The sequence below is a fragment of the Bacteroides sp. D55t1_190419_B8 genome (assembly GCF_015558905.1).
GTDB classification, from domain to species: domain Bacteria; phylum Bacteroidota; class Bacteroidia; order Bacteroidales; family Bacteroidaceae; genus Bacteroides; species Bacteroides vicugnae.
Genome location: NZ_JADMOU010000008.1, coordinates 149,393 through 175,452 on the forward strand (window position 1 = coordinate 149,393; position 26,060 = coordinate 175,452).

Annotated in this window: 16 protein-coding genes; 8 read left to right on the forward strand and 8 right to left on the reverse strand. The window is 44.7% G+C overall.

The annotated features are described in order from the left end of the window. Positions 1-35: 35 nt before the first annotated feature. Positions 36-2,096: an acetate--CoA ligase family protein gene (locus I2I13_RS09850; protein WP_195649376.1), complete on the reverse strand. Its 2,061-nt coding sequence runs from the start codon at positions 2,094-2,096 to the stop codon at positions 36-38. A gap of 897 nt (positions 2,097-2,993) precedes the next feature. Between I2I13_RS09850 and metG the strand changes: the two genes are divergently transcribed. The 8 genes from metG to I2I13_RS09890 all read left to right on the forward strand — a co-directional run bounded on the left by metG (position 2,994) and on the right by I2I13_RS09890 (position 12,682). Beyond that, positions 2,994-5,033 (forward strand): methionine--tRNA ligase, encoded by a 2,040-nt coding sequence (gene metG, locus I2I13_RS09855; protein WP_195649377.1) that lies wholly within the window; start codon positions 2,994-2,996, stop codon positions 5,031-5,033. Between the two features lie 72 nt (positions 5,034-5,105). Continuing rightward, the gene (locus I2I13_RS09860) at positions 5,106-6,563 is read left to right on the forward strand and encodes a lipopolysaccharide biosynthesis protein (RefSeq protein ID WP_195649378.1); all 1,458 of its coding nucleotides are present in this window, start codon (positions 5,106-5,108) and stop codon (positions 6,561-6,563) included. Then, positions 6,550-7,611, forward strand: a complete 1,062-nt coding sequence (locus tag I2I13_RS09865) for a hypothetical protein (RefSeq protein ID WP_195649379.1) — start codon at positions 6,550-6,552, stop codon at positions 7,609-7,611. Before I2I13_RS09860 ends, I2I13_RS09865 begins: the two co-directional genes overlap by 14 nt. 79 nt (positions 7,612-7,690) lie before the next feature. Continuing rightward, entirely contained in the window at positions 7,691-8,554 is an 864-nt protein-coding gene (locus I2I13_RS09870) for a phosphorylcholine transferase LicD (protein WP_195649380.1), read from the forward strand. Further along, complete coding sequence (locus I2I13_RS09875; protein WP_195649381.1) at positions 8,551-9,573, forward strand: hemolysin activation protein; 1,023 nt, start codon at positions 8,551-8,553, stop codon at positions 9,571-9,573. The genes I2I13_RS09870 and I2I13_RS09875 overlap by 4 nt, the downstream gene beginning before the upstream one ends. After that, the gene (locus I2I13_RS09880) at positions 9,546-10,664 is read left to right on the forward strand and encodes a glycosyltransferase family 4 protein (RefSeq protein WP_004296594.1); all 1,119 of its coding nucleotides are present in this window, start codon (positions 9,546-9,548) and stop codon (positions 10,662-10,664) included. Before I2I13_RS09875 ends, I2I13_RS09880 begins: the two co-directional genes overlap by 28 nt. A gap of 10 nt (positions 10,665-10,674) precedes the next feature. Further along, the gene (locus I2I13_RS09885) at positions 10,675-11,940 is read left to right on the forward strand and encodes a glycosyltransferase family 4 protein (RefSeq protein ID WP_148365686.1); all 1,266 of its coding nucleotides are present in this window, start codon (positions 10,675-10,677) and stop codon (positions 11,938-11,940) included. Next, on the forward strand, positions 11,933-12,682 hold the full coding sequence (locus I2I13_RS09890; RefSeq protein WP_195649382.1) for a glycosyltransferase family 2 protein: 750 nt from the start codon (positions 11,933-11,935) through the stop codon (positions 12,680-12,682). The genes I2I13_RS09885 and I2I13_RS09890 overlap by 8 nt, the downstream gene beginning before the upstream one ends. Here I2I13_RS09890 and I2I13_RS09895 read toward each other — a convergent pair. The 7 genes from I2I13_RS09895 to I2I13_RS09920 form a co-directional block, all read right to left on the reverse strand. Next, positions 12,669-15,062, reverse strand: a complete 2,394-nt coding sequence (locus I2I13_RS09895) for a glycosyl hydrolase 115 family protein (protein WP_195649383.1) — start codon at positions 15,060-15,062, stop codon at positions 12,669-12,671. The two genes, I2I13_RS09890 and I2I13_RS09895, sit on opposite strands and share 14 nt — an antisense overlap. A 92-nt stretch (positions 15,063-15,154) precedes the next feature. Beyond that, positions 15,155-16,012 (reverse strand): SGNH/GDSL hydrolase family protein, encoded by an 858-nt coding sequence (locus tag I2I13_RS09900; RefSeq protein WP_074638582.1) that lies wholly within the window; start codon positions 16,010-16,012, stop codon positions 15,155-15,157. 55 nt (positions 16,013-16,067) lie between these two features. Continuing rightward, positions 16,068-16,376, reverse strand: a complete 309-nt coding sequence (locus tag I2I13_RS09905; protein ID WP_164727165.1) for an HlyD family efflux transporter periplasmic adaptor subunit — start codon at positions 16,374-16,376, stop codon at positions 16,068-16,070. A 252-nt stretch (positions 16,377-16,628) separates the two neighbouring features. Beyond that, positions 16,629-16,754 (reverse strand): hypothetical protein, encoded by a 126-nt coding sequence (locus tag I2I13_RS24625; protein ID WP_255518812.1) that lies wholly within the window; start codon positions 16,752-16,754, stop codon positions 16,629-16,631. A 1,024-nt stretch (positions 16,755-17,778) separates the two neighbouring features. Then, positions 17,779-20,727: a glycoside hydrolase family 88 protein gene (locus I2I13_RS09910; RefSeq protein WP_195649384.1), complete on the reverse strand. Its 2,949-nt coding sequence runs from the start codon at positions 20,725-20,727 to the stop codon at positions 17,779-17,781. Between the two features lie 138 nt (positions 20,728-20,865). Continuing rightward, entirely contained in the window at positions 20,866-24,714 is a 3,849-nt protein-coding gene (locus I2I13_RS09915) for a TIM-barrel domain-containing protein (protein WP_370540818.1), read from the reverse strand. 194 nt (positions 24,715-24,908) lie between these two features. After that, positions 24,909-26,033: a discoidin domain-containing protein gene (locus tag I2I13_RS09920; RefSeq protein WP_195649386.1), complete on the reverse strand. Its 1,125-nt coding sequence runs from the start codon at positions 26,031-26,033 to the stop codon at positions 24,909-24,911. Between the last annotated feature and the right edge of the window lie 27 nt (positions 26,034-26,060).

The window sequence follows — 26,060 nt, forward strand, 5'->3', positions numbered from 1 at the left end:
ATAGTAAATATGTCTCAATGAATGAAAGAATAGTCCTATTTTTCTATCCTGATACGCGCGTCAACTGCTATAACTGCCTTTTGCGTAGCTAAAAGCGGATTTATATCCATTTCTTTGATTTCTGTAGCGAAGCGTAACAAAGTGGACAAACGAACAATAATTTCAGCAAACTTATCTTCGTTGACTCCTTTTTGTCCCCGTGTTCCCTGAATGATTTTATAGGCACGCAGCGAATGAATCATTGAGTAGGCTTCTTCGTAGGAAAGCGGAGCCAGACCGGAAGACACATCCTTCAGCACCTCCACAAAAATACCTCCCAAACCGCAAAGTACCACATGACCGAACTTCTCTTCATACTTTGCACCGATAAACAGTTCCGTACCTTTCAGCATCGGCTGTACCATAATTGCCTTTGCATCAGGAATCTGCATCATACGTTCGAATTCCAGTGCCAGATGTTGCTCGCTTTTGATGTTCAGAACTACACCACCGACATCCGATTTATGCACAGGACCAACGACTTTGGCAACTACCGGGAATCCGCACCGACGGGCAAAGGCTACTATCTCCTCTTTATTATCGGAAACAAACTCATCTACCAGCGGAATACCGGCAGCATGCAGTAATGCTTGTACGTAATTGGGAGCAATATAGCCATTCTCCGGAATAGAATCGATAATGCGACGAATCCTCGGTACATCTACTCCGAACAGTTCAATTTCAGGAACTGCCGGTTTAGGAACATTGACAATACGGGAAAGAGCAGTGCCCAAGGTCACCTCATCTGCAAAATTCACGTGTCCTTTTGCCAGGAAGGCGGCAACCTCTGCCCCGGCTGTATTAATAGAAGGAAGGATGGGAAAAATTGGTTTCTTGCAAGTCTGCATCTTCTCATGAAGCACATCATACATTTCAAACATGGTAACCAGTCCCGGAGTTCCGAAGATGGCCATCATGGCGTCTATATTGTCGAGTTTCTCCTCGCAGTAGTCAATGCAAAGACGCAGATGCTCCGGTGTTCCGGTAGCCAGAATATCAATAGGATTCCCGACGGCAGCACCGGGGAACAGTTGAGCTTTTAGTTCTTCGGCTATTTCTCCTTCCAGTTTAGGAACATTCAGCCCGCCTTTACTCAACGCATCTGTCAGCATCACTCCCGGCCCTCCGGCATGGGTGATAATGGCAAAATTCTTTCCTTTCAATTCGGGCAAAGTAAACACGCAACCTACGGTAGTCAATTCCTCGCGGGAGAAACAGCGTACGATCCCCGCTTTACGGAACAAGGCCTCCACCGCCGAATCGGAGCTGGCAATTGCGCCTGTATGGGAAGATGCCGCCCGGCTTCCGCTCTCCGAACTGCCAGCTTTGATTGCTGCAATCTTGCATCCTTTTCGAATCAAAGAGGAGGCATGGAATAACAACCGGTCCGGATTCTGAATACTTTCAATATAAAGTAGTTTCAGACGGGAATCTTTTTCAGGATCAAAGTTTTCATCCATAAATTGCAATACATCTTCTACCCCGATCTGCTTGGCATTTCCCACCGACCAGACAGAATTAAATTGCAAACCTTTTGTCACAGCACTTTCCAGAATAAATACCGCCGTAGCACCGGAACTGGAAATCAAATCCACCCCTTTCGGATTCAAATTAGGAATTGGCTGGCTAAACACGCTATGATGCCATGTATTCATCAATCCGATACAATTAGGTCCAATCAATGAGGCCCCGTATTTATTGACTGTTTCCAGAATGCGTTCTTCCAACAATGCCCCTTCGTGAGTCTCTTCACCAAAACCTGCCGAAAGTATGATAAATGCTCTGGTCTGTTTCTTACTAGCCAATGTTTCTACTATATCAGGACACATCGAAGCAGGCACAGCCAACACCGCTAGATCTGTATCCGGCAGATCATTCACATCCGCAAAAGCGGGAACTCCCTGCACCTCCTTCTCCTTCGGATTCACCGCCCGAAGTTCTCCCTGATAACCTCCGTTTATCAAATTCTTTAATATTGCGCCACCCGGCTTATGTACATTATTCGATGCCCCTACTACAACAATGCTTTCAGGACGAAGCAACTGGGTTGTTATCATATCATGCTTTGGTTTTCGTTTAACTTAAATACAAATATATTCTTTCTTATGAGAAAAAAGAAAGAAAAAGGGAAGAATTGTATATAAAAACAGACTGTAAAAAAGAAAAAGATTAAGATTACAAATAGATTATACTAACTTTTTGAAAAATGAAGCCGTCATCTCTTCATGAAATTCTGATCATCAGAGATGAAATTATTTTTATGCAGAAAAAACGGATATAAAACTGATGGAGAATCTGGAATATACACCACAAAAATCAATGTGTATCAAAAAAGGGAAAGAGAGACCATTTGTAAATTTCAAATTCACACGAAATAGAGATTAAAACGAATTAAATTAATAGTTCAAAGAGATTATATATAAAAAGGAATCGATTATCTCAATTCCACATTTCAAATTAACACCATTAGCATCTCACTATTTCAGGAGCAACCAGAAGAAAATCTGTACCCAAAAGACTCTTTTACCTCTTTGTTTAAAAGCAAAGACATGTTTCTCTCTAACCAATGAATCGTTCCTTTAAAAGCAACAGAAGCTTCCTTTAAAAGGAACGGTATTCAATTCTGCCAATAATTATACATATTTGCTTATTTATATTCAAAGCCACCTAGTTATCTCTGCATATTCTTGCAATATCTTATACAGCATTTATTTTATTAGAACGAAATTTAGATACTAATATTTTATTTTAATCTTAAAAACAGAACATGTGAGAATAAATCCAACATATCAGCAAATAGCTTTATGTTAGAATAGCTATCAAGTTTACATCATTCTTATGAGACAACCACGGCTATGAGAATGAAAAATCTGTGTTAATCCGTGTAATCTGTGGTGAAAAGTCACTATCTTTGCACATTGCAAAGCTGAAAACAACAAAAATCACACTATATAATGGAAAAGAAATTCAAAAGAACCACCGTCACATCGGCACTGCCGTATGCGAACGGTCCTGTCCATATCGGTCACCTAGCGGGTGTATACGTGCCGGCAGATATCTATGTGCGCTATCTGCGTCTGAAAAAAGAAGATGTATTATTCATCGGAGGTTCGGACGAACACGGAGTGCCTATCACCATCCGTGCCAAGAAAGAAGGAATTACTCCACAGGATGTAGTAGACCGTTACCATTCGCTGATTAAAAAATCATTCGAAGAATTCGGTATCTCATTCGACGTGTATAGTCGCACCACTTCACCGACGCATCACCAACTGGCTTCGGATTTCTTCAAAACATTATACAACAAAGGCGAATTTATCGAAAAAACGTCCGAACAATATTACGACGAGGAAGCAAAAACATTCCTTGCCGACCGTTATATCACCGGAGAATGTCCTCACTGCCATTCGGAAGGCGCTTACGGCGACCAATGCGAAAAGTGCGGAACCTCACTTTCTCCTACAGATCTTATCAACCCGAAAAGCGCCATCAGCGGTAGCAAACCGGTAATGAAAGAAACCAAACACTGGTATCTTCCTCTCGACAAACACGAAGCATGGCTGCGCAAATGGATTCTGGAAGATCACAAAGAATGGCGTCCGAACGTATACGGTCAATGCAAAAGCTGGCTCGACATGGGTCTGCAACCACGTGCCGTAAGCCGTGACCTTGATTGGGGTATCCCTGTTCCCGTAGAAGGAGCAGAAGGAAAAGTGCTCTATGTATGGTTTGACGCTCCGATCGGATACATCTCCAACACCAAAGAACTTCTTCCCGACAGCTGGGAAACATGGTGGAAAGACCCTGAAACACGTCTGATTCACTTCATCGGAAAAGATAATATCGTATTCCATTGCATCGTATTCCCTGCCATGCTGAAAGCAGAAGGCAGCTATATCCTGCCGGACAACGTGCCGAGCAACGAATTCCTCAACCTCGAAGGAGACAAGATCTCTACTTCCCGCAACTGGGCCGTATGGTTGCACGAATATCTGGCTGATTTCCCCGGAAAGCAAGACGTACTCCGCTACGTACTGACCGCCAACGCACCGGAAACGAAAGACAACGACTTCACTTGGAAAGACTTCCAGGCACGCAATAACAATGAACTGGTAGCCGTATACGGCAACTTCGTAAACCGTGCAATGGTGCTGACTCAAAAATACTTCGACGGTCGCGTACCCGCACAGGGCGAACTGACCGACTACGACAAGGAAACGCTGAAAGAATTCGCAGATGTGAAAGCAGAAGTAGAAAAACTGCTCGACGTATTCAAATTCCGCGATGCACAGAAAGAGGCCATGAACCTGGCACGTATCGGAAACAAATACCTGGCCGACACCGAACCGTGGAAACTGGCTAAGACAGATATGGAACGTGTAGGAACCATCCTCAACATTTCCCTGCAACTGGTTGCCAACCTTACCATCGCCTTCGACCCATTCTTGCCGTTCAGCTCGGAAAAACTCCGCAAAATGCTGAACATGGATACTTTCGAATGGTCTGAACTGGGACGTGACGACCTTCTTCCCGTAGGCCACCAGTTGAACAAACCGGAATTATTGTTCGAGAAGATTGAAGACGCTACTATCGAAGCACAGGTACAAAAATTGCTCGATACAAAGAAAGCAAACGAGGAAGCCAACTACAAAGCCAATCCTATCCGGGCAAACGTTGCCTTCGAGGATTTTGAGAAACTGGATATCCGCGTAGGTACCATTCTTGAATGTCAGAAAGTGCCGAAAGCGGATAAATTGCTGCAATTCAAAATCGACGACGGACTGGAAACACGTACCATCGTATCAGGTATTGCCAAACATTATCAACCGGAAGAACTGGTAGGCAAACAGGTTTGCTTCATCGCCAACCTTGCTCCGCGCAAACTGAAAGGTATCGTCAGCGAAGGCATGATTCTAAGTGCCGAAAACAATGACGGCAGTCTGGCAGTTATCATGCCGGGACGTGAAGTGAAGCCGGGTAGCGAAGTAAAATAATAAAATTAGAATAGGGAATACATGAAAAGCTATCATCACGTATAGCCTTTTCATGTATTCTTTGCAAATAATATGAGCGAGAATCAGTCACTAAAAGAAAAGACAGCCAAAGGACTATTTTGGGGAGGATTCAGCAACGGCATACAGCAATTGCTAAATCTGCTTTTCGGAATATTCCTCGCGCGGTTGCTCACTCCGTCAGATTATGGAATGGTGGGAATGTTGGCCATCTTCTCCCTCATTGCCAGTTCGATACAGGAAAGTGGTTTCACAGCTGCCCTTGTTAATAAGAAAGAAGTGACGCACAATGATTACAATGCCGTATTCTGGTTCAACGCGGCCATCAGTCTGTCGCTGTACCTGCTGTTATTCCTCTGTGCACCGCTTATCGCTGACTTTTACGATACTCCCGAACTGACACCACTGGCACGTTATTCTTTTATCGGCTTCTTCATTGCCAGTCTGGGAATATCCCACAGCGCCTATCTCCTGCGTAACCTGATGGTCAAACAGCGGGCATTATCTTCGGTTATCGGACTCACCGTGTCCGGAATCACCGGAGTCACTCTCGCCTACTTTGGTTTCTCTTATTGGGGTATTGCTACGCAAAGCATCGTTTACGTAACCATCAACACAGCCTGTTACTGGCATTTCACCCGTTGGCGACCGAGCTTGCAATTCAACTTCACCCCGATTAAGGAAATGTTCGGATTCAGTGGGAAACTACTGGTTACCAATGTATTCAATCACATCAACAACAATCTGTTTTCCGTGATACTGGGTAAATTCTACAGCGAAAAAGAAGTAGGATATTACAACCAAGCCAATAAATGGTGCGGCATGGGACAACTCTTCATCTCCGGCATGATAAACGGAGTAGCGCAACCGGTACTCACCAAAGTGTCCGACGACCTTGAACGGCAAAAACGGGTATTCCGCAAAATGCTGCGTTTCACCGCTTTTGTCTCGTTTCCCGCCATGTTGGGATTGGGAATCGTATCGGAAGAGCTGATTATCATCACCATCACCGACAAGTGGTATTCCAGCATATTAATCATGCAAATACTGTGTATCAGCGGAGCCTTTGCTCCCATCGCATACCTCTATCAACAACTGATTATCAGTAAAGGAAAATCCCGCATCTACATGTGGAACACCATAGCGCTCGGCATCATCTTACTGTCAAGCGTTCTATTAGCCCACTCTTATGGGATCTTTACCATGCTCACCGTCTATGTATCCATCAATATATTGTGGCTACTGACATGGCACTACTTCGTACACTTGGAAATAGGATTAAAGCTTCGCCATGCCCTGATGGACATACTTCCTTATGCTGCCATTGCGGCTACGGTTATGGTAATCACCTATTACACCACCCGCTCCATCGAAAATATTTATCTCCGCCTGGCAAGCAAGATAATACTTGCTGCAGCACTCTACGTAGCAGCCATGTGGGGCAGCCGATCGGTTACTTTTAAAGAAAGCATCCAATATTTCATCAAAAAGAAGACACATGAACCCAAATGACCTTGCCACCCGATACCGCCTTCTGAACAGTTCTTTCAAAAAGACGATGATTTATCACATAGGCATAGATGCCGGTTTCTTCACCGAATATACCTATATGCTTCACGCAATGCTTTATTGCCTACAACACAAAATACAGTTCAAACTCTACTCCGACGACGCCAACTTCGGATGGGAAAAAGGTTGGGAAGATTGTTTCGCCTCCTTCTGCAAGCAAGTGCACGAGCCGTTTCATCACACCTATAACACCCATCGCCTCCCCTCCTGGCAAGCATTGATGAAAGACAAAAAGCTGCCTAAGACGAAGTTACTGAAATGGAAACTGAAAGTAACCTGTAAGAACATCATCGGAAAAACGATTGCCTTTTTCACATACGGCAAACCGGTCTTGCTCAACTTTCAACTGACGTTCAACCCTAACCAGCATTTCCATATTCCCGAACTGGGAATAGACGGTGACTATCTCCACACCTTCCAAAAACTGACGGAAATCACCTGGAAACTCAACGACACCACCGCACAGGAATGTCGCCAATGTGCCGCCGACCTGCAACTCCCACTCCAATACGCAGGATGCCAGATACGGGGAGGAGACAAGATCACCGAAACCAACCTGCTTCCACCGGAACACTACATACGGCTTATTAAAGAAAAGACCGCCATACGCGACGTCTTTGTATTAACGGACGATTACCGCCTTTTCGAACAAGTGAAAACCCTTGCCCCGGACATACACTGGTACACCCTTTGCAGCCCCGACGAAAAAGGCTATGTCAACAGCACCTTCACACAAACCACCAAAGAGCTGAAACAGAAACAAATGGCACGTTTCCTTTCCTCAATACAGATATTGATGGACGCCTCCGTCTTTATAGGAAGCATCACCACCGGTCCCAGCCTGTTCCTATTGAAGAAATTCTATCCGGACATCCATCCGGCAGACTGTCTGCTCAAAGATTTCCCACAAGCATCCGTCCTCCCCATCCCGGGACGCGGACAAGTGGCCACCGAATTTATACAAGGAAACCCAACATGCAAGGAAACTTAAAATGATAGTAACTCAAAGTTATAGTAACTTAGCAATATAATTACTACTTTTGTAGCACAACGTGCATTAACCATTTCCGATGAACAAGAAATATACAGCCGAAGAGCTTGATTTATTACATGCCGAACTCTACGACATATTGGGAGAAACCATCCGGGTGTGTCAGAAACACAACATTCCCTATTTTGTGATTGGCGGCACGGCCATCGGTGCACTCTACGACCAGGCGATTCTCCCCTGGGATGATGATATTGACATAGGCATGACGCGGGAGAACTACAACAAATTTCTGAAAGTGGCTCCCGGAGAACTAGGTCCTTCCTACTTCCTTTCATGGATAGAGACAGACCCTCATACCCCGTATTATTTTGCCAAAGTCAAGAAGAACAACACCCTTTTTGTAGAAGAAATGTTCAAGAATGTCCCGATGCATCCGGGTATTTTTGTCGATATATTCCCATTCGACAAAATTCCCGACAACAAGCTGCTGCGAAAAATACAATCCGAAACACTCGGCTTCCTCAAATGCTGCCTGATGGGAAAAGAGATATGGATGTGGAAACACTTCGGTACATGCGAAATAGAGAACCCCACAAACCGGGGAGCCTTCTCCTGTTTCCTAAACAGGGTGGTCGACCTGCTTTTCTCTAAAAAAGCAATCTACCGCATGCTGGTGTCAGTTCAAAGCTGTTTCAACTCACGAAACACCCGTTACTACAACAACGTAATGGCCACTGCCGACCACGTAACCGTAGAAAGCATCCGCCACCTGCAACCGGTGAAATTCGGTCCTCTCACAGTGACCGCACCCGACGACCTGGAAGGATTTTTGCGATACAACTATCCAACCCTGCATCGATTTACAGAAGAAGAGCAGGAAAAAGTGAACAACCACTATCCTGCCGCTCTGTCATTCAGTACAACCCCAAAACAAGAACTATGAATATGAAATCCGCTTTAGTAGACGTCCCGGTACTTATCCTATTCTTCAACCGCCCGCAACAGTTGTCGCAAGTGTTCGAGCAAGTGAAGAAAGCGCGTCCGTCCCGACTCTTCCTCTATCAGGACGGAGCACGAAACGAACGTGACCTGCCCGGAATAGAAGCCTGCCGTGAAATCGTATCACAGATAGACTGGGAATGTGAAGTAGAACGGCTTTATCAGGAAAAGAATTTCGGCTGCGACCCTTCGGAATACATTTCGCAGAAATGGGCCTTTTCGAAAGTCGACAAGTGCATCGTATTGGAAGACGACGATGTGCCCGCCGTCTCCTTTTTCCAATTCTGCAAGGAGATGCTGGATAAATACGAACATGACACCCGCATCAGCATGATTGCCGGATTTAACCCCGAAGAAATCACCCAAGACATGCCCTACGACTATTTCTTTACCACCACCTTCTCTATCTGGGGATGGGCAAGCTGGAAACGGGTAGTCGACCAATGGGATGAGTTTTACAGCTTCCTGGACGATTCCTTCAACATGCAACAACTGGAACAGCTTATCAAGGAACGCAAATTCCGGAGCGACTTTATCTACATGTGCCAGCGTCACCGGGAACAGCAGAAAGCCTTTTATGAAACGATCTTCCACGCCTCCATACTGTTCAACTCCGGGCTAAGCATCGTGCCTACCCGCAACATGATCAACAACCTCGGAGCAACGGCAGATTCCACCCACTTCGCCGGCTCGATTCATACCCTGCCCAAAGGTTACCGCCGCATCTTCACGATGAAGCGCTATGAGATGGACTTTCCACTGAAACATCCCCGCTACGTCATCGAGAACGTTGCCTACAAAGAGAGCGTTTACCGCATCATGGGCTGGGATCATCCGTGGATCAAGATCGGACGTTCGTTCGAAGAACTGTTCCTCAACCTGAAATACGGTAATTTCTTCCTCATTACGAAAGCTGTCAAAAACCGAATCAACAAATGGCTGAAAAGAAACAAGCACCACTAAATAAGTTGCTTACTATTTATTTTTACCATACCCGCCTCACGCGGGAAAGCTACGAGGAATGGAAAGAATACAAATTCCCCGGACATATCCTATACGGACTTCCTTTACTGGAGAATTACGGAATACACTCCGTGATGCACAAATGCAAATATTTCTCCGGTCGTCTGAAACTCATGCTTTACGCCACCAAAGAAATTCTCTTCTGCAAGGAGAAATACGACGTCCTCTACGCCACCTCTTTCCGGGGCATAGAACCCGTCATCTTCCTCCGTGCCCTGGGACTGTATCGCAAACCTATCGTGATCTGGCATCATACGGCAGTCGTGACCAATCCCAAACCGTGGCGCGAACAAATCTCCCGCCTTTTCTACAAAGGCATAGACCAAATGTTCCTGTTCAGCCGGAAACTGATTCAGGACTCGCAGAAAACCCGGAAAGCCCCGTCCCACAAACTGAAACTCATCCATTGGGGACCGGATCTTCCTTTCTACGACCACCTGCTTGCAGAAATGCCCGACCGGAAGCCCGAAGGATTTATCTCCACCGGCAAAGAAAACCGGGACGTAGATACCTTGCTCCAAGCATTTGCCGCAACGAACGAGAAACTGGATTTGTACATTGCCGTCTCATGCGGTAACATCAACTATAAAAAGATCATCGACCCGTATGCATTGCCCGACTCCATTCGCATCCATTATACCGACGGAGTGATTCCCTATGAACTGGGGAAACTGGTGGCACGCAAAAGTTGCATCGTAATCTGCTGTCTGGACTTCCCCTATACCGTAGGACTGACCACGCTCGTGGAAGCATTCGCCCTCGGCATCCCCGTCATCTGTTCGCGTAACCCCAACTTCGAAATAGACATCGACAAGGAAGGAATAGGCATCACCGTAGAATATAACGACGTACAAGGCTGGATAGACGCTATCCGCTACATCGCCGACCACCCCGAAGAGGCACGACGCATGGGAGAGAATGCCCGCAAACTGGCGGAAGAACGTTTCAACCTCGAAATCTTTTCACGTGAAATAGCAGAAAGCTTGCTGGAAATATCAAACATTTCCTCTAAAAACCGTACATTTGCATAAACTTTTGCCCATGAGAGTCCTGATTATAAATACATCTGAACGAATAGGAGGAGCAGCCATCGCAGCAAGCCGATTGTTGGAATCACTGAAAAACAACGGTATCAAAGCCAAAATGCTGGTGCGCGACAAGCAGACCGACCAGATCAGCGTCGTCCGTTTGAAAAGCAACTGGCTGCAAGTGTGGAAGTTCATGTGGGAACGTATCGTGATCTGGAGCGCCAACCGTTTCCGGCGCTACCATTTGTTCGACGTAGACATCGCCAACACAGGTACAGACATCACCTCACTCCCGGAATTCCGCCAGGCCGACGTGATCCATCTGCATTGGATCAACCAGGGAATGCTCTCACTGAACGATATACAAAAGATACTGACCTCCGGCAAACCCGTAGTCTGGACCATGCATGATATGTGGCCATGCACCGGTATCTGCCATTACGCGCGGGAGTGCAACAACTATCAGCAGGAATGTCATGACTGTCCGTACATCTACAAAGGCGGGGGACGAAAAGATTTATCCTATCGCACGTTCCACAAAAAACAGAAGTTATACAGCTACGCTCCCATTCATTTCGTCACGTGCAGCCATTGGCTGAAGAAACAAGCCCAGACCAGTGCATTGTTCGAAGGAAAAAGCGTCACCAATATACCGAACGCCATCAACACCAACCTGTTTAAACCTATGAACAAGAAGGAAGCGCGTGCCAAGTTCATGCTGCCGGAAGGTAAGAAACTGATTCTGTTTGGTTCGCTAAAGATCACCGACAAACGCAAAGGAGTCGACTATTTAATCGAAGCCTGCAAACTGTTGGCAGAAAAACATCCGGAATGGAAAGACTCATTGGGTGTAGTCGTATTCGGCAACCAATCGCAGCAATTGCAGGAACAACTTCCTTTCCATGTATACCCGCTCCCTTATATCAAGAATGAGCATGAAGTGGTGAATATCTACAATGCCGTAGACCTTTTCGCCATCCCGTCTTTGGAAGAGAATCTTCCCAATATGATTATGGAAGCAATGGCCTGCGGAGTGCCCTGTGTCGGTTTTAATGTGGGAGGTATCCCCGAAATGATCGATCATCTGCACAACGGCTATGTGGCACAATACAAATCTTCGGAAGATTTTGCCAACGGCATACATTGGATATTGACGGAACCGGGATATAACGAACTCTCCGCACAGGCCTGCCGCAAAGTGCTGGGTAATTATTCGGAGAGCATCGTTGCAAAGAAATACACAGATGTCTACAATAAAATAACGGGGAAATATGCATAGTGTCCATCCTACTCCTAAGTTCTCTATCATTACGGTAACGTACAATGCTGAAAAGGTATTGGAAGACACAATTCAAAGTGTTATCGCACAAACCTATCATCATATAGAATATATTATCGTGGATGGAGCTTCCAAGGATGGAACCCTCTCTATTATCAACCGCTACCGCTCACGCATACACACCGTCGTCAGTGAACCGGACAAAGGACTGTATGACGCCATGAACAAAGGAATCGCCCTTGCCAGCGGTGATTATCTCTGTTTCCTGAATGCAGGCGACTGTTTTCATGAAGACGACACTCTGCAACAAATGGTGCACACCATTAACGGCAACGAACTACCTGATATACTTTACGGGGAAACCGCTATCGTAGACAAGGACAGGCATTTCCTGCGGATGCGCAGATTGTCCGCCCCTGAAACGCTCACCTGGAAAAGTTTCAAACAGGGAATGTTAGTCTGCCACCAGGCATTCTTCCCCCGCCACACGCTTGTAGAGCCATATAATCTGCAATATCGCTTTTCTGCAGATTTCGACTGGTGCATCCGCATCATGAAGAAAGCACGTACTTTGCACAATACTCACCTGACAATCATCGACTATCTGGAGGAGGGAATGACTACCCGGAATCAGAAAGCATCCCTCAAAGAAAGATTCAGGATCATGGCAAAGCACTACGGGCTGATTGGAACCGTAGCGCATCATGCATGGTTCGTAATCCGTGCAGTTACTCACCAGTAGGCGAAGGCATATAAAGCATTACCTGATCTAATATCACCCCTTCGTCCAATGCCTTGATTACCAATCTGTGGGACTTCTTTCCGGATATCGGAAGTCGGACCGTTCGGATAGCTTGATTGCGCAGCACGTTCTCTTTCCATTCTTCACTCCGTCCTTTCGTTTCATAAGAAATCACTTCAGGCGCAGCATTGTCCAACGATATTGAAAAACGTAGTTGATCTCCCCTCACAGGATGATTAGGCAATAAGCGGATGTCAACCTCTACCGAGTCTGTTTTCCAGTTGTCAAAAGAGAACATCAGTGCATCTCCCTTGTCAATGCCTGTCGCTTTGCTTTCATATCCCAGACCCTCACAAATAGCAGAAGTTCCTTTCCGCGCATTCAAGGTATTCCTTCCATTCGAGATATTCTTCCCATCCAAGCCGTTCCATTTATAGATGGCTACACGCTCTTTCATCATCGGAGAAGTAGCCGTTTTTCTTTCCACGCGATTGAATACAGGAAGTTTTCGGGGTTGGAAATCCATCATGCGATTCCACTTTCCATCTTCCAGTGAGTTATACTGTTTTGTCAATACCACAATGCTGTCATAGGCAAGATCACTTTTCTCCCAATCCGCTTTTCCGTGGCGGGCTAATTGGGCATATAGCAATTTCCGGTTCATCTGTGCAGCAGCTTGCACCGGGTATTTCACCAATTCAAAATAAGCACTTTGTCTGCCGGATGGGATTTTCGAAGCTGCCCGTTCCACTGCCTCCGACAATTTATCATAAACCTGCAAACGTCCGTTGATTTCTTTTTCACTCCATGGGAGATCTTTGACAACACGATAAACAGGATCTTTCTCCTCTTCCCTCGTATTTCCCATAAATTCAGGTTTACGAATATGGGCCAGACGATAGTGTTCCTGCATCACAGGCAATACCGCCTTTGCGCACGAAACTCCCAATTCCCGCTCCAGCCAGTGTTTCAGATGAGAGGTCACTCCTTCCGAGGCCACAGCTTCTATATTCCAGGCCATATCCATAAACAACTCTATCTGATACTCGGCAGGCTTGATATCTCCGACGTTCAGTATCCACATCTTCTGTATGCCTTGATCGTAAGCCAGTTTCATTTGCTGGAAGATCAGATACGGGCTCATCGTACCCAACCAGAGATGGTCGTGCGGACGTCCCCAATAAGAAACATGATAATAGACTCCATTCCCTCCTTTACGTGCGCATTCTTCGGCCGTAGGAAAATGGCGGATATAGCCATAGTTATCGTCACACCACATCAATGTTACATCATCAGGCACCTGTAATCCGGCATGATAAATGTCGAGTACTTCTTTATAAGGGATAAAAACCTGCGGTACTTTAGTTACATCTTTATCTACGTATTTTTCAATCAACCCGCGTTGATCTGCAAACACACGGTCTATTACCGCCTTCTGTTCTTCCACCGTCTTCGCTCCTTGCATCTTGCCATCATGTACACCACGCATTCCCAGCGTATAGAGTATTTCCTGATCTGCCACTTCTTTTACACGGTTTTCCCAGAATTTATAAACAGCCGGAGCATTATTCACATAATCATAAGCCCCTTCCCCTCTTCGTTTCCACTCACCGGCAGCATTGCAAGCCATCGGTTCGCAGTGGGAAGCACCGATGAAGATTCCATATTTCTTGGCAGCTTCCCGGTTGCCTTCGGTCAGGAAGAAAGGAAGTGTACATTCGTGCATTGCAGGCCAATAGGTATTGGCACGCAGACGAAGCAGCAGTTCGAAGATACGCTCATTGGTACGCGGACCGATTTCCCCTTTCACTTTTGAAGGTTCATAAGTCCGGTTACTCCACGGCATCAAGCCCCAATCTTCATCATTAATAAAGATACCACGATATTCCACTGAAGGAGCCTGAAGGCTTTGGAATTTGGAAGGTAATTTAAAAAGTTTCTTCTTTTCCGGAGTCACATCCGCCCACCATTCCCAGGGAGAGACACCCAGCAAGCGGGAGATTTCGAGTATTCCATAAGCCGTACCATGTTTGTCACTGCCGACTACTACCAATTTCCCCTCCGGAGAAACAGATAATAGAAAAGCCTGCTTCTTGCCTTTTAACGCAGAAACATCTACACCGGTCCGGCTGATAAGCTCACTCTGTCCCACCGTTCCTATCACAATTTCACCTGTTTTCTCATTCGTTTGGGTAGTCGACGACAATACTGTCTGAATATCACGCCCCAGCATTTCCAATGCAGTTCGTACAACCAGTTCTTCAGAAGGGCTGCAAGCGATGACAACTGTTTGACCGGAAGTCAAAACAAAATCCTTACTACGAATCGGTAAAGCAACGATCAAAAAGATGAAAAAAGAAAACAGAAGTTTATGTCTCATAGGTTCTATTATTTATAGAAGACAAAATTACAGGTTTGCAGAAAATGTACTATAGAATAGTGTACAATTTCATAGAATTCTGTCCGGCCTATTTAAAATGTAGCAGGCAACGCAAGCAACTGATACATCAGCGTTCGTGCCATGCGTATCTGTCCTTTCGTGCTGGGATGCAAACGGTCATATCCCGCATCGTAGAAATAAATCAGTTGTTCTTCCACCATCGGATTCAATCCGGTTACCGCATTAAAATCAATCACGGGAACTCCCCACACATTGCCGGCTTCTTTAACAGCCTGCACGTAGGCATCCACATATTCGCCACAACTGTTCTGGTAGTTTTCATCCGGTTGCACGTTCGTTTCTCCAAAATTGGCCAATGAGCGGTGCAACGGGGTCAGTAACACAATCTGCTTGTCCGGAAATAGCTGTTTCAGTCTATTGATTCCTATGTTGATACGTCCCTTATACGTGCTTCCATCCATTATAGGAGTGCGTTTCTTACGGGTTTCCAGCTTTTGGGTTTGTCCACGGGCTGCCATCACTTGTTCTTCTGTTTCCGTAAACCATTCTCCAATAGGTACACCGTCATTAAAATCATTCGTACCCATCAAAATCACGATAGCATCTACTTCTCCGCCGTGTTCTTTCTTCAACAGCTCGGCTTGCCGGGGCACATCATTCCATTGCCTGCCACTGATACCATATACATAAGGAGTAATTCCCAGCCATTCCTGCAGAAAATCCCAGTATTTCTTGATCTTGTCGCCATAACAGTTGGGATCTGTAATAGAGTCTCCCAAATATCCCACTCTTTTTCCTTGCCACGGGTGCCGGATGCATCCATTATTCGTTTCAACAGAGTTTGCCACTTTAGAAGATTGATTCTGTCCGCACAGAAAAGAGGAACAAAAAAACAGGATGGTACATGTGAGTAATAATTTGCTTTTCATCGGCATTTCTATATTAAATATAAACTACTTGCAGTCAGTATCTGACAAAACCGATTCAAAAATAGATGATTTCAATGAATTTAGCAAAACTTATAGTTATTAATGCAGTTTCGCAAATGCCTGAAACTTGTTTCGAGAATTCTTTGTTGTAACTGGTTCGCAACCCGTTCGGAAACTGAATGTCTACCACATAACTTTTGACATTCTGTCCGTCCACTACCGGTATCAAAGAAATATTCTCCACTATCCCTTTCACGATACTAAATTCTTTATCCGGATAATTACTAAAACGTATATTCACTTTCTGACCTTTTCTCACCTTGCCCAACCTTTCCGTTGGTAAGATCACTTTTTCGATAAACATACATGCGTACGTCACTCCAGACAAAACGATTCAAAGACTTCGTTTGATAAAGAAATGAATGACCGACTACAAAACTAACCCTTCCATCAAGATTTAGATTTTTCCATTTATAATCCAATTCTCAATACCGCCTTTGCCACTAATGGAAAAATGGTCCTTTTCACTTTGATACCCTGTAGTCCCCCGAATAAGAAATATCGGACTTTTCCCAAACGCTTCTCATAGAACCCCTCGGCAGTAATCAGATAAGTATCACCATCCGCGTCCGAAAGAATATCCGTAAGTGTATTGCCCTCCTGCGTCTCCCGACAGGAACGATGAAAATCGGTATATACATACGGCCATCACTTCAAGAGCCAGCAATTGTTTGTGTTTCATCTCCTTCTGATAATAGAGACTATACCTCGCTTTCTTGTCACGATAATATGTAGCAGTTGTTTGCTTATCACAGGCTGTTGCCCTTCACAAATCCCCCCGTTTCCAGTTCCTTTGTTGAAAGTACCATGGAAAGAATAGTTCAGCTTAGTGGTAAACAACACATTTTAGAGACAAAATAACTGTAGCAGAGTGCGTCGTTATAAATGCGTACTAGAATAAAAAAACAAAATCATTTCTCATATTCTCATAGTAAGGCATATTCATTTGATTACTAAACACATAAATAATGAGAATAAAATCATTTACATATATTTCTCATAGTTTTATCAAGAAAACACACTTAAAACAATGCATTTCTCATAGTCTAATCAACAACACTTAATGGATTATTACAAAACTACCGTTCATTTTCGCCATAACTAACCAATAACCAAAGATTATACTACTGTAATCAATAGATTTTCAATAAGACATCTCTATTGTTGCACTCCAGCGAACAAGCTCGTACACTAGAGGTGCGCAGGTCTATCCACTCGAGTGCAAAGGTCTGCTCACTAGAGTGGAATAATACGGATGAAGACAGGAAAACACAATAATGTCTGTTGTGAAAGACATGTTATCTACCGATTCAACATACAAACTACGGTTATATTATCCTATACATATTAGTATCCTGAAACAAAGACAAGCATAATATATACGGCATGAGAAATGCGAAACAAAGTACGAGAAATAATTTTATATTTTTCACTAGAGGGCTGAAGGCTGTCCTGTCATTTGATTTTTTATTTTATGATATTTACATCGCGCCAACAGCATCTTTGAAAGATATCTCCCTGCGGAATCATCAGTTTGTCCTTCAAACACTGCTTACGTTTACTCAAGCTGTGCGTTGAAACACCAAAGAGAACAATATGTTTTCTATGCTTTACGCCTATGTAACAAAAATAACAGAGAGCAATCTCCTCTTCGGACAGACAATCATATTTAGCCAACCAGATTTTCAACGTATCTCCATAAAAAATTACAATTGTTTCGCCTGCATCTTCAGCCAGATATATCCTTTCTCCGCCTGCTCCTTCAGTGCAATCCCGATGCGGGTATAAGCCGAGGCATTCACTTCAATGGTTTCGGAAGTAAATGCGACTTTGCCGGATGCTTCGATATTGACAATCATCTGTTCTGTGCCGCTAGTGAGCAAAAGACGTGTATCGTCCAAAACTTTCCAGTCGGCTTGTGTCGTTATGGCTGTTTCGAACCGGATGGGGACATTGGCTGTAAATTCGTCACTGACGGTGAAGTTGCCTTCACCTTGGCGGTCGTAGACGAAAGTACGGATCAACTTATCCAGATTGGGGGTAGAATAAGCTGATGTATAGTCAATACTGAACAAATCTCTTTCGGCTGTAAATTCTTTTTTGAGTACAATAGCTTTCGCTTTGGCACCGGCGGATTGTGTTTTCCCGTCTACCACCGGAACAGGATGACCGAAAGAACCTTTAATTTTATATTTCGTAGGAGCTTCCGCACTGAAATAATCACCTGGATAAGAAAAAGGGCCGCCTTGGTCGCCCGCCATCGTACTCTTTCCCAAAGCGACGGCATAAGAACCGATATCATTATGGTTATGATTTTCAGCATTATTACCACCCTTGACCGAGACAGCCATCGGGCACGAACTACCCTCGGCAGGACGTGAAACCAAGATTCCTGCCTTCTCGTAATAAGCACGCAAAGAATCAGCACCTTCCTGCAACGCCTGACGGATGCTGTCCGTCATTTCCATTTTCCACACCTGATGGGGGAATAGTCCAATAAGATAAAGAGAGAAATTATTGCCTGAAGGAAGAATGTATTTCTCTTCCGGCGAGGTAATGCCAAGCGCACGGTCGCAATAATCAAGGATGAACTTATCAGGAGACAGGCCAATACGGCAATCGGAATAAGCAGGACATACACCCTCGTTCATCTGTATTTTCCTGCCATATTGGGCAATACGCACAAACTTAGGTTCACGGAAGAAGTCTATCTTGCCTTGTGTGGCACGGCATACTTCCTCACGCAACAAGATGTAAGCACGGAATCCATAATTATAGTAACCGACCCCTTCACTGCAATAACCGTCGTCGGCATATCCTTTCATACCATACACATTATATTTTTCGGCTGCGGCAACAAAATAAGCACGTTCTTCCTTATCTGCCAACAAAGTAAGAGCGGCACCCGTGACACCTGCCAGACAAACAGAGTTCCAGTTATTGGTAATCGTGAACCACCAGAAAGGTTTTGTCTCTTCCAAGCAACGGTATACAGGACGAAATACTTTTTCGCGAAAGGCGCACTGCACACGGGCCTTCACTTCCGGTGATAGACGGTCGTCGAGCATAGCGACACATTGCGCTATTCCGTTTCCAGCCGTGGCAACTACCAAATCGACATAATAATCTGTCCCATGATAATTATTCAGATTGCGGTCGTGAGCCGGAATCGACCAAGAGTTTTGGTTACAGAGATCAATCAGGGCTTTCTCAATAGCAGGGATATAACGTTTTTTGTTTTCCAGACATTCTGCCAATGTCAACCGGAAGAGATAATGATAACGTGCATTCATCATGTTTTCACCCGGCAAGCGGATATTCGTCTTGTTCAGATGCAGATACAATGAATCGACAAATGGCGGCATACCCTTTTTCAGCAATGAGGGGGCCTCTTCTGTCAACAGTTTTTCCGCTTTGCCGCTCTCTTTTACTTTATTCCAGAAAGTACGGTCTTTATAAGAAACGCCCATTACTTCCGGTTTATCGGGCAACATGGCAGCAATTTCACGGATACGGTCTTGAGAAATATTCGCATTCTGTTTCGGAGTATCCTGTGCCATACGGTAAACTTCCGTCCCTGCCAGCAGGAAAGCACCCGGGCCGTATACTTCGGTCATATCGGGAGTCACCTTTTTGGGGTCGGCACCGATAGGCTGCACGTATCCCAGTTTCCCGTCTTCCCTCACAGCCGATACCAAGGCCTGCCATCCTTTCTCCACCACAGGCAGAAATTCGTCCTTCGGCAGAAGTCCCTCGTTGATTCCATAGGCAAGGGCGTAAACAAAGAAACCGCTGCAACTCGTCTCGGGCGACGGATAGGAAGCTGGGTCGAGCAGGCTTGCGTGCCAGAAACCGTCCTTATTCTGGAGAGGAGCAATCCGCCGGCATAACTTTTGGAACAAGTCCTGATAGAACGGACGGTATTTGCTTTTGGCAGGAAGTTCACGCAGCATCTCTACAAGTCCGCCGAGCACCCAGCCGTTGCCGCGTCCCCAGAATACTTTTGCGCCATTGGCTTCTTTCATTGTAAAATAACGGTGGTCACGGTAGAAGAGGTTCTCTTCCTTGTCGAACAGGAAGTCATAAGTGGCTTTGTATTCCTTGTCCATGAAACGGATGAATTTCTTGTCACCTGTGATATTGTAGAGTTTCGTGTAAACAGGTGGAGCCATGAACAGGGCGTCACACCAAGTCCAATGTTCCAATGTACTTGCATCGCCATAGTTCAGTTTGAACGAGCCGGAAGGCGGGTTGTCAATCACCCACCCGGCACGCGCCTGTGTCGGGATGAGCATGTTTTTCTTCTTGTACTTTTCGTACATATACAGATACATCTGCGAAATACAGATATCATCCGCATGATACATCCGCTGGTCTACCTGCCAGTAATTCCGGTTTCCCAAACGTAACAGCCATTTATAATATGAGTCATCATTGTCCGTCTGTTCGGCTATCGCAGCCCAGTGGACAAGTCCCAGATAGAAAGTGGCATTCACCCAGTTGAGGTCACCATAAACTGCTTTGTTGTAATGAGCAATCTGCCAGTCGGCTACCCGCCGCATCGACTGCTTCACTTCGTTTTTAATAAATGTCTGCGCAACTGTAGTACACAAATAGCCCATGCATAAGGCAAGGGTTAAGAGTAATTTCTTCATAATACTATAATTTTATTCAAGGCAAAGATAACGGGCATTATGGATTAAAATAGAGTCATATTGTCCGTTTGAGCTGCTCTTATCTTCCACAAAGAAAGAAAAAAGCAGCTTTCTGAACAACTATACTAACTAAGCCAATTATTGAATACCTGATTTATGAGTATTCAATTTTTTATCCACTAATAAGCCGTCAATAATCTTCAACCCGAATTTCACTTTACGTTTCGCCTTAAACTTCAAAAGACATAAATCAGCGGTTCCTTCAAGAATCTTCTTGTTTCCTACATTGACAAAAGTAGGATACAAGGCTTTTGAACCATTGGTATGAAGACGGTCGTAAGTCAGATTCTCCATTGCATTCATATTCTGCAATTCCACCCCGACAAACTCATAATCCTGCTGATTGTAAGGTAAAGCAAAGCTGAATGCGTTGACTGCACGCAAGTCAATGCCTTTTACCTGGATTTCAATGATCTCATCTTTGTCATATACTTGTTTCGGGGTGCTGATTTCAATCGTGCCGTCCACTTTATCCGTACCACGGTTATCAGCACCACCTTCAAGCTGTGTGGCAACCACCGAAATATCATAAGCGTCAATCAGCCCATTCTTATTGATATCACCATTGCTGATGTATCCTTCAAAATCGGAGTCGCCCTTTCTCAACCCTGTATAGTTGGTATAAGATGTCAGGTCATTGCCGTCAATCTTACCGTCAACGTTGATGTCTCCCTGAAGATAGCTTTCCGTTCCGGGTACTTTGAACACATAAATTTCTTTGCCGGAACCGTAGTTGCCGACAGTCTCCGTAACGGATAGTTTGATATAGCGGGCAGTAGGATGACTGGTGAAATTGAATATCTTCACATCATCGTTACGCTGCCATTCAAATGTTCCGGCTTCTGTCCACTGTTCTTTATTCATGCTATAAGAAACGGATCCTTTCAACAATGTTCCGTTGCCGGCGTTGGTACGTGGCAGGTAGTGGAACTTATCCAGTTGGTTGACAGTCACCAAGTCCATAACCAGCTCGAACGGAACGGCTCTTGCTCCGTATTTCGTATGCCAGATGTCACCTGACTCTACAAAGTCGAATAAGCGTTTCACACCTACTCTTCCTTGCGAAGCGGCTGTACATTCGCCTTTGATACCACGGATAGCAAATTCCAGCGGATCGGATTTGGTTGTAGCACTGAACTCAGCCCAATCTGAAACTCCGTCTTTGTTGACAGCACGTATCTTAAATGAGTACGACGTTTCGGGCGTCAGATCTTTAAACAGCAGTTCCATATCCTTAATCGTAGTGTAGCGCATATCCATAAAATCGATCTCGTAAAAGTCAGCGTTCGCTACCTTGTCCCATGTCGGTTTCAGTGTATAAGCTTCCGTGTTGCCGGCAGTAATCCGGGCAATGGGAGTGGTCAGAGTTCCGGTAGTGATCCGGTGACGGTCTTCGGGAGCAAAGCAGAATCCTTCAATACGCAATGTCGTCATATTGACCGTTATGTCGGTAGCAGCCAACTTCACCAAAAGCTGCGGGTTCTTGGGAATAATTACCTTTTCAAACTCACTTCCTTTAGTGGCAAACCGGTTCAGGTTGGGAGCCTCATCATAAAAGAATACATTTTCTCCTTTTTCAAATTCATCTTTCGAAGCTGCTTTTGTCAGTTTCACTTTTTTCTTTCCCAGTTGTGCCGTTACTTTCTTCGGCAGGGCAGTGACATTAATTCTGAACTCTGTAGCCTTTTCTTTCACGAAACCTGCAAAGTCCCCTTTTGCCGGGTAAATGGTTACAGTAACATTATTCTTGCCGTCAACTTCAGATTCGATATCTGTTGTCACTCCTTTGCCCCGTTTATATTCTTCGGACACTCCGTCGTCGTCATACTCGGTAAAGGTACTCCTGCCATACGGGTAAAGCTCATAGATACGGATTCCCTTATTGATTTCACTTGTATTGTTATTAGGATTTGTAAGCGGAATAATCGCTCCGCTCTTCACGAATACGGGAAGTTTCCAAAGAGGAGACGCAAAGTTGTTGAGTATGCAGTTTCCTTCATATTTTTCCCCTGTGAAATAATCAACCCATGTGCCTTCAGGCAGATAAATGCCGTCGCGGATGTCATTTCCTTTCTTATCCGCTTTAGTTGCCTGATAAATAGGGGCAATCAGGAAATAAGGGCCGTAGAGATATTGATATTGCGTAGCCGCACCTTGAGTATAAGCATTCGGATATTCCAGGAACATGGCCCTTATCATCGGCATGCCGTCTACAGCTTCTTTGGCGATACTATACGCATAAGGCATCAGTTCGGATTTCAGCTTCAGATACCAGCGGTTGATAGATGTAGCCGGTTCTCCCAAGGCATGCGGGTATTTTTCATTGGAACCCCAACCGTCCATGTTCAGTTCCATGGGAGTAAAGGTTTTCCACTGGAAATCACGGGTATTCACTATCAGATTTTTTCCACCGAATATACCGTCCATGTCGGAAGTGATATTCGGTTGTCCGGACAATCCCGAACCGATATAGGTAGGAATGTGGAAACGGATATACTCCCATACGCCCCCCGTCTGGTCGCCCGACCAGATTCCGGCGTAACGCTGCGTTCCCGCCCAGCCATCGAGAGAGATGATAAATGGTCTGGCATCACTTCCGTAGTAAGGCATGATATGCCCGACGTCGGCTACTCCGTTCAATCCGAAAGAATAACCTGCACCTACCCAGGCAACGTCAGTTTTCAACACACGCACTCCGGCATCCCTTACTTCTTTCACAATATCCCTTTGCAGCAAAGCGCTCACTCCTTCTTTCGGATGCAGGTCCGACTGTGTCCATAGTCCTATTTCCACTCCGTTCTGACGGGCATAATCCCCCAGACTTTTCAAGTTTTGTATATTACCGTCCAATGTTTCTGTCTGTCCGTATCCGGCTCCATAGCCGTCGTTCGGGAGCAGCCAGCCCAATGGCATGTCATGTTTCTTATAGCGGTCGATTACTGCACGTGCGGAGAATTGGTAGTTGTTCTTTTCTCCGTTCAGCGTTTCTTTGATTCCACCGTTATCTTTCTGGCTTTCTTTATACCGCTTGCCGTCCTCAAACAGAATGCCTTTCTCGTTTTCTACCCAGTAGTCGCGATTATAAGCATTGAGGTGTCCCTGATAGAAGCCGAATTTTGGCAACAGAACAGGGTTTCCAGTCAGTTGGTAGAAGTCATTCAACAAGGCTACTGCCCCGTCGTTAATCATATAGAATACATCCAGATAGTCTGATTCGTGGTACAGTTTTACTTTCCCCTGTTCAGTGGCTCCGAAGTCATACTTTCCTTTCTTGAAAGTGTACCACATCATGCCGTACCCATTTGTAGACCAGTAGTAAGGAGTGGGTGATGCAACTCCCCCGTCTGTCCAGCTATTCTGGTTTTCGATGGAGATAACTTTACCTTTATGGGAAAAACGTCCGTTCTGGACACCGCCGCCGTAAAAGTATTCTTGCGGGTCTTCTTTCAAGGTCAAGGTCACTTTTCCTTTCTCAAAAAGAGGTGCTTCCAGTTCTTCTACCACAACGGTGTTAGTCGCCAAGTTAGTTACTTTGAGCAATGAGGTCTTTTTATCCAACCGGACTTTTATCTTTTCAGTAGTCAGAAAGACGAAATCGTCATTCTCTTCCAATTCCAGTTGGGAGAGTTCTTTCCGAGGATTGTCTACCAATATCTGCGCTTCCGGTTTGGCTTGAGGCTCTCTAATCACTTTTCCTGAGTTATCTTGAAATACACGGAAGATGTTTTCGCCGTAGAAATCCAATGTCATTCGCCGGTTATTGGAGAATAGAATTTCGACGGTGGTGGGATTTATCTTTCTTGCACTAACAACTGGCGATATATGTCCCGCCACCTTCATCCCGACTGTATTTGCATATAACCCGGGCTGAATTGACGAAAGAAAAAAGATCACGAATAATCCTGATACAAACAAAAGCTGCTTCATACCGCCGCCTTTTATAATTAAATTTCTCATGCGTATTGTAAGTTAGTGAATATAATCACACATAGTGAAAGTTATTTTATGCTCAATAAAAAACGTAAATAAAGAGGACACTTCGAAAAGTATGAAGCTTGTCAAGCAGCTACTTTATAAAAGTGCCCTCCATTTATATAAGAACCTATTTCAGAACTGTTAGATTAGAGTTTGCGCCCCAGTCCAAACTCAGCAACTTGCGCAGACGAACCTCCTGAACTATACGATCTATACTGTACTTTGACATACCGATAAGTTGATTCTGGTATATTAAAATACTGAATATCATACAAGTCCTCAACAATGCTGATAACTTCATCATTTATTTTTGTAAAACTTACATTGTCATTACTGCCATAAATATCTACGGACAACACCTGTAAGAAGCCATTATTCTGTTTTCTATGTTGCCAATAGAAATAATTGAAAGTTTGTGCCTCTTGCATATCAACTGTAAAGTTCGGATCTGTCGTCCCCTCATAACCATTCATTGATTTACCTGGTTTAATCATTGATAAATAAGTAGTTTGCTTACCATCCAATATATCTTCCGGTTTTCCGGTATTACCATCTGTCACGTAATTCTGTCCATTAGCATATTTTGCAAAAGTAGACACCGTCCACGAATCACGATCCAATCTGATATCACCGATAATCTCCAATGTAATAACATCCGTCACTCCGCTGTCATCAACTGCCGCCACATTGACTGTCACTTCACCTGCCGCAATCCCTTTAATCACACCTGTCTCTGACAGTTCAACAAATGCATCGCTACCTTCAGCAAGAGTAAAAATTAGATCTTGATAGCTTGCATTAGCAGGCAATACTTTGATTGCCGTATTCAAATCCAAGGTTTCGTTTATATTGATAGATTCTGGCATAGCACTTTTATCAATGCCTTCAACCAATACAGCCGGGGCTTTCCCCTGTTCCACGACAAGTTCTACCTGATGATTTTCATCATAAGTCAGAGACATCTTGGCAGTGCGGCCGTTGATATCTTCCGACAAAGCCACGTCTATCATTATCTTACCATCCTCAATATAACCGGAACACCAACTCTCGTGATTAACAATATACACTACACTCGCATCAAGCCCCTCAGCCAGCCTGTAGTCACATGTCAAACTTCCTCCTTCATAATCGATACTCATCGGTTCAGTTGATACAGTCACCCAATTATCGGGTACAACAACCGTTTTCTCATCATCGTCACAGGCAGCAACAAAAACTCCTACAAAAAGTAACAATAATGTCACTACCCATATATTCGTTATTTTCTTCATATTCTTAAAATTTTTAGATTATTATTC